The sequence below is a fragment of the Streptomyces sp. E2N166 genome, from assembly GCF_003671715.1.
In the GTDB taxonomy this organism is placed as follows: Bacteria; Actinomycetota; Actinomycetes; order Streptomycetales; family Streptomycetaceae; genus Streptomyces; species Streptomyces thinghirensis.
This window is the reverse complement of sequence record NZ_RAIF01000032.1, coordinates 80,763-87,281: the sequence shown is the minus strand read 5'-3', so window position 1 is coordinate 87,281 and position 6,519 is coordinate 80,763. Positions and strand designations below refer to the sequence as shown.

The following is a 6,519-nucleotide window of genomic DNA, read 5'->3' as shown; positions in this document are numbered from 1 at the left end:
TGCGGCCCGCCGGCCGGAGCGGGCCCGCGCCGTCCGGTCGCACGCGCAGTTCGAGGCTCGTGCTGCCGCCCGGAGGCAGTAGGATCTCCCACCGCAGCAGTCCGGCGGAGGCCAGTGCGTCGACGGGCGGCGGGACGGCTGTGACCGACGCGCTGCCCGTGGCGCCGGACCACCGCAGCCCGGAATCGTGGACGCTGGCCGACAGGGCGGGGCCCGCGCGGCCGGCGGCGATCGATCCCAGGTCGGCCAAGTCCGTGCCGAGGGCCACCTCGACCGGCAGCCGCAGTGGGTGGGGTGCCCAACTGCGCAGCGTGATCCGCTCCGTACCGTCGGCGTCCCGGGTTCGCTCGACCATGACGTCCGGGTCCGGCCCCGGCGCGGACGACGTCCGAAGCGTCCCCAGGAAGCGGACACGGTGGGCGCCTGTCATCCGGGCCTGCGACGGGAGAGGCTCACGCCCGGCCACGCGAAGGCGGCACCGGGAGAGCAGGCGTCGACCCGCGCGGTAGAACCCCTCCAGCCCCAGACCGGTCAGCTGCCCCTGTTCCGTGGAGATCACGAGGCCGGGCAGGGCTACTCCGATCATGGTCTTGTGAGCGGGCGGCAGGTCCCCGGATCTGTGTGGCGTCGCGGACGGCGCACTCCGCGGAGTCACCGGCTCCGCACCCGACCACGCCGACGAGGGGGACACCCCCGGCTGGGGGCGGACCGTCGGCGGGCCGAGGGACTGTCCCTCCCCCGAGCCTCGGCTCCCGGCATGCGCCAAGGAGACGGCAAGGGACGGCAGCGCGCTCCTCCGTCCGGCGGCAGAGGTGTCCGGAGCGGCGTAGGGCGGGGTCGGCTGGTGCATGGGAGGGCTCCCTCTTTGCTCGGTGCGCCTCTGGCGGAACGGCGCCGTGTGAGGTCCGGCCGGACGGCTGCGGTGCGGCGTCCCGACCGGTCCGGGCGTTCCGCCACTCAGGTGAACGGAGCGGGTGTACTCCGGGTCACGCCTGGGGCGGGGATGCCCGGCAGACGAGGGTGCGAGCCGCGGGCAGCCTCCCCCTTCAGGCTCGCTCTTCGCCCCCTTCAGTCGCGCGCTCTCCCGCACCGGCTCCTTCCGCGCAGGTCTCCTTCCGGACCGTGGCCTGTGCTCCCGAGACGTGCGACCGCGTTCGGGCCGGCCGTACGCCGCCCGGGCGTTCACCACCCGCCGGAGTGCGAGGACGCCCGATCCTCGCGCCCGGCTCACGGCCCTGCGCCCTCGCACGGCGTGGGGCTCCATCGGCCGGGACGCCGGAGCGCGTCCGGCGCCGGCGGCCGGGTGATCCCTGCGGGGCGGACCAGGGCTCGGCCGGCCGGCGCTGCGCGGGCCCGTCGGCCTGCTCTCCCCCGCCCGTGGCGTCGTCTCCCCCGCCTCCGCGGCCCCCGCGCTCCGCTCGCAGGCAGCGGCGCACCGATTCGGGATCGAGGCCCTCATTGCAGGCCTGGTGCAGGAGGCGGGCGAAGAGGTAGTCGGGATCTGCGCCGAGTGCCATGGCCAGAGCCTCCCGGGCCTCCAGTTCATCTCCGACGGACCACGCGACCCAGCCCGCGAGAGTGAGGGGCGCGGCCGCGTGTTCGCCGTAGGAGCGGACGCAGCGACGGGCCAGGGCCCGCCAGAGACGCAACGCGGGTCCCGCCTCGTCACCCTCCATCCACTCCGCCGCACGGTCACGGGTCGTACGGTCCTGGAGGCCGAGGATCAGCGCCGCCGCCTCGTCGTGCCCGAGCAGTTGGTCGTCGCGCAGATCCTCGGCGGGCACGCCGGACACGGGCGGGGCGTCCGTGAGGCGTCGCATGACCCGCCGTGCCAGGTCCAGCGTCTCCTCGGCCACCTCCGAACGCCCGGCGTCATCGAGGATCCTGGAGACCACTGTCACGGCGGCCGCGTCCAGGGCTGCCTCCTGGTCGAGGGCCGCGGCGTTCTCCCGGGGCAGCAGCCTGGCCCGTAGCTCGCTCAGCGAACCGCGCACCTGGATACCGGCGTAGGTGGCCGCCGCGGCCAGCACGGACGTGCCCGGCATCCCCATGGGCACGCCCTCCGCCGGGCAGCAGGCTTCCTCGTCGCAGCAGTACGACCAGAAGCGGCCCGCTGAGATGCACAGCGCCTCGACCACCGGTACGTCGAGGGCTCCGCACTCGACGCGCAGCTTCTGGGCCAGCGGCCGCAGTCGCTCCATCACCTCCCGGCCGGTCTCACCCCGCGCCGGTTCCTGGCAGAGGTAGGCGACCATCTGCTCGGGCCTCACGCCTCGGCGCTCGCTGCCGGTCACCAGGCCGTGGACCAGCTGTCCGGCGGCGCCTGTCCAGTCGTCCGCGTTGGCGGGGATCCCGAGCCTGGCCCGGCCGCCGAAACGGCCCCGCCCGCCCCTGTCGCGCAGGGCGGCCAGGACGATGCTGTCCTCGGGGCGGTAGCCGAGCAGGTACGGCAGGGCGTCGGCCAACTCGGCGGGGGTGCGCAGGGTGACCTGGTGCTCGTCGCCGGGACCGTCATACCGGGTGCGCGCCGTGCGGCCGGGCTTCACGGGGCCCGGGATGTCGCCGTTCTCGGAGGATCCAGTCGTTTCGCTGTGGTTCGTCATGGCCCGACGATCTCGCGGATCCAGATGTTCCGCTTTGCCCTGTGGATAACTTTCATCAGGTACACGTCACCCGGTGGCGCCCGGTGACCACGCCGTCCCGCCCCACCGCCCGGCTGTCAGTCCCGTCCTGTTGTATGGAACGCATGGAGCACACGAGCAACGCGGATCTCCGGACAGCCGCCGACACGGTCCTCGCCCGCCTCGTCGGGGACGCCTCCGGCGCGGCCCGGCTGCGTGAGGACCAGTGGCGGGCGATCGAGGCCCTGGTCGCCGACCGGCGCCGGGCCCTGGTCGTCCAGCGCACCGGATGGGGCAAGTCCGCGGTCTACTTCGTGGCGACCGCGCTGCTTCGCGACCGGGGAGCCGGGCCCACGGTGATCGTCTCCCCGCTGCTCGCGCTGATGCGCAACCAGGTCGAGGCCGCCGCACGGGCCGGCATCCGCGCCCGGACCATCAACTCCTCCAACACCGAGGAGTGGGACGCGGTCCAGGACGAGATCGCCGCGGGCGAGGTCGACGTTCTGCTGGTGAGTCCTGAGCGGCTCAACAACCCGGACTTCCGCGATCAGGTGCTGCCCAAGCTCTCCGCCGCGACCGGGCTGCTCGTGGTGGACGAGGCCCACTGCATCTCCGACTGGGGCCACGACTTCCGTCCGGACTACCGGCGGCTGCGCACGATGCTCACCGATCTCCCGCCCGGTGTGCCCGTGCTGGCGACCACGGCCACCGCCAACGCGCGCGTGACCGCCGACGTGGCGGAGCAGCTCGGCACCGGCGGTACGTCGGACGCGCTGGTGCTGCGCGGCCCGCTGGACCGGGAGAGCCTCAGCCTGGGCGTGCTGCGGCTGTCCGACGCCGCGCACCGGATGGCCTGGCTCGCCGACCACCTCCACCGGCTCCCGGGCTCCGGGATCATCTACACGCTCACCGTGGCAGCCGCCGAGGAGGTCAGCGCCTTCCTGCGGCAGCGAGGCCACACCGTCGCCTCCTACACCGGCAAGACCGAGAACGCGGACCGGCAGCAGGCCGAGGACGACCTGCTCGCCAACCGGGTCAAGGCACTGGTCGCCACTTCGGCGCTCGGCATGGGATTCGACAAGCCCGACCTCGGCTTCGTGGTGCACCTGGGCTCGCCCTCCTCCCCCATCGCGTACTACCAGCAGGTCGGCCGTGCCGGGCGCGGTGTCGAGCATGCCGAGGTGCTCCTTCTGCCGGGGAAGGAGGACGAGGCGATCTGGGAGTACTTCGCCTCACTGGCCTTCCCGTCGGAGGAGTTGGTGCGCCGCACGCTCGACATCCTCGCGGGTGCGGAGCGCCCCCTGTCCCTGCCCGCTCTGGAACCCCTGGTGGAGTTGCGCCGCTCCCGCCTGGAGACCATGCTCAAGGTCCTCGACGTGGACGGCGCGGTCAAGCGGGTCAAGGGCGGCTGGATCGCGACCGGGCAGCCGTGGACGTACGACGCGGAGCGGTACGACTGGGTCGCACGGCAGCGGAAGGCCGAGCAGCAGGCGATGCGCGACTACGCCTCGACGACGGACTGCCGGATGGAGTTCCTGCAACGCCAGCTGGACGACGAGGGGGCCAAGCCCTGCGGCCACTGCGACAACTGCACAGGCCCGCGCTTCACCGCGGACACCTCCCCCGACTCCCTCGACGCCGCGCGGGTCGATCTGGGCCGGGCCGGCGTCGAGGTGGAGCCCCGCCGCATGTGGCCGACCGGACTCCCGGCCATCGGTGTCGAACTGAAGGGGCGCATTCCGGCCGGGGAACAGGCCGAGCCGGGCCGGGCGTTGGGCCGGCTGTCCGACATCGGCTGGGGCAACCGGTTGCGACCGATGCTCTCGGCCCAGGCTCCGGACGGCCCTGTGCCGGATGATGTCGCGAAGGCCGTCGTGGCTGTGCTCGCCGACTGGGCGAAGGGCCCCGGGGGCTGGGCCTCGGGCGCGGCCGACGGCCGGCCGCGGCCCGTCGGGGTGGTGACCGTCGCCTCGCGCACCCGGCCCCAGCTGATCCACTCTCTCGGTGCACGCATCGCCGAGGTCGGCCGGCTGCCGCTGCTCGGTTCGGTCGAGTACACGGGCGAGGTGTCCAGGGTGTCCCGCAGCAACAGCGCACAGCGGCTCAAGGCACTCGACGGCACGCTGGCGGTGCCGTCCGCCCTCGCCACCACGCTCACCGGACTCGAGGGCCCGGTTCTGCTCGTGGACGACTGCACCGAGACCGGCTGGACCCTCGCGGTGGCGGCCCGGCTGCTCCGCCGCGCCGGAGCCCGGGGGGTGTTGCCACTGGTCCTGGCCGTGCAAGGCTGATCGTCGGCCGCTGCGCACGTCGGCGGACCCAAGCTCCGCACGGCCGCGGGTGGGGCGTCCCATGCGTCACCCGGGTGCGCTCTGGGTAGGGATATAGGACGCGCATCATCCGATAACGGTCGTCGGCCCCAATTGCTCGTTGCCGCAACCAAGTTCGACAGGAAGAATTGAAGTCCGCTCCCCGCACGGCTCGTCCGTGATCAGGCAGGGCTTCACTGCGGTGCGCGCTCCCCCGAATCCGACCCCGCCCGCAGTGTGGGCGCGTAGCCGAAGGGAGGAACGTGACCTTCGGATTCGCTCCGTCCTCGGCGGCTTCATTGTCGCCGTCCGCCGCCTCCGCCACTCGCCTGCTCGAACCGGCGGAGTGGGCCGCCGCCGGGATCCCACTGCTGCGCAATCCACGGGAGATCGTCGGCGGACTGCACTCGCGGCACCGCCCCAAACCGGCGACCGCGATCGTGGCCGTGCTCGATCCGGACGAACGACTGCGTGCGAGTGCCTCGTTCACCAGCCACCGGGCCCTCGCCGACGGATGGATGTTCCGCAACGCGCTGCTCGCCCAGCTTCGCCGGGTCATCCCGCACGACCTGCGGCGCCGCACTCCGGTGCGCACCGCCGTACTGCTCTACTGCCGTGAGGGCGATGCGCGTTGGACGGAGGAGGACGGCGCGTGGATGTGGGGGCTGCGGGACGCGTGCACGTTGCACGGGCTGCGCTGCGGCGCGTACATCACGCTGACCCGTGACGGCTGGCAGGTCCTCGGCGAGGGCCGTGGGGGGCGCCGCCCCAACGCGGCGTCCGCGCCGGAGCCGTTCGCCACGTCAGAGACGTCGCCACCGCCACCGCGCACCGGCGGCGTCGCCTCGGACGTGCTGCGCCGCGCGGCGGCTCGCTGAGCGCCACGGGCACGGCGCACTCCGGGGCAGCGCCGCTCCGTCCAGGTCTGTGAGAGCACCCGACAACACGCGTCTACGTCGCCCGGTGGACGTCGGCCGCCCGGACATGCCTGAGCCGCCACCGTGCGGGGGCCGACTCGGCGGCCCCCGTGTCACACCGGCGTCCGCCGCGACGGCGGAACTGGCTCAGACGCCCGCGCCCAGCACCGAGTTGATCCGCTGCGGGTCACCGCAGACGATCAGCAGGGCGCCGGCCCGGGAGTGGGCCACGGACAGGGCGGTGACAGCGGCGGCTTCGGGGCCCCCACTGAGCGCGACCACGACCACGGCCCTCGACGCGGCACGGTCCGCGACGGCGGCGTCCGCGTAGAAGACGTCGTCGCCCGCGTCGTGCTGTGCCCAGTAGGCGGCATCGCCGAAGGACAGTTCGTGGACGGCCCACGGGTGCGGTTCGCCGGTGGTGATCACCAGCACGTCACCCGGGGTGCGACCCGAGTCCAACAGCAGGTCCACGGCCTCCTCGGCGGCATCGAGCGCGCCTTCGGGGGAGGCCGGGATCAGCTGGATCTGCGGGGCGGCCGGAGCTGCCGGGGCGGCTGCCGGAGCAGCCGGACCCGACGGGGCGGGTTTGGTCGCGGCCGTGTCGCGCGACGTGCGCTGCGCCGGCGGCGCCGGTCGCGCGGGACCGGGGCCGCCGGCGCAGCGCACGTC

The 6,519-nt window shown here is 73.8% G+C and carries 5 protein-coding genes; 2 read left to right on the top strand and 3 right to left on the bottom strand.

The window, feature by feature from the left end:
* Nucleotides 1–586, bottom strand: a 586-nt coding sequence (locus tag EBH09_RS27475; RefSeq protein ID WP_274595148.1) for a glycogen debranching N-terminal domain-containing protein, incomplete at its 3' end; no start/stop codon positions are given.
* Nucleotides 587–1,046: 460 nt separating this feature from the next.
* Entirely contained in the window at nucleotides 1,047–2,603 is a 1,557-nt protein-coding gene (locus EBH09_RS27470; protein ID WP_121749635.1) for a DUF4192 domain-containing protein, read from the bottom strand.
* 143 nt (nucleotides 2,604–2,746) lie between these two features.
* Between EBH09_RS27470 and EBH09_RS27465 the strand changes: the two genes are divergently transcribed.
* Complete coding sequence (locus tag EBH09_RS27465; RefSeq protein WP_121749634.1) at nucleotides 2,747–4,912, top strand: RecQ family ATP-dependent DNA helicase; 2,166 nt, start codon at nucleotides 2,747–2,749, stop codon at nucleotides 4,910–4,912.
* A 281-nt stretch (nucleotides 4,913–5,193) separates the two neighbouring features.
* Nucleotides 5,194–5,808: a hypothetical protein gene (locus EBH09_RS27460; protein ID WP_121749633.1), complete on the top strand. Its 615-nt coding sequence runs from the start codon at nucleotides 5,194–5,196 to the stop codon at nucleotides 5,806–5,808.
* A 186-nt stretch (nucleotides 5,809–5,994) separates the two neighbouring features.
* Here the strand turns inward: EBH09_RS27460 and EBH09_RS27455 are convergent, their stop codons facing one another.
* Nucleotides 5,995–6,516, bottom strand: a complete 522-nt coding sequence (locus EBH09_RS27455) for a hypothetical protein (protein ID WP_121751035.1) — start codon at nucleotides 6,514–6,516, stop codon at nucleotides 5,995–5,997.
* Nucleotides 6,517–6,519: the final 3 nt, after the last annotated feature.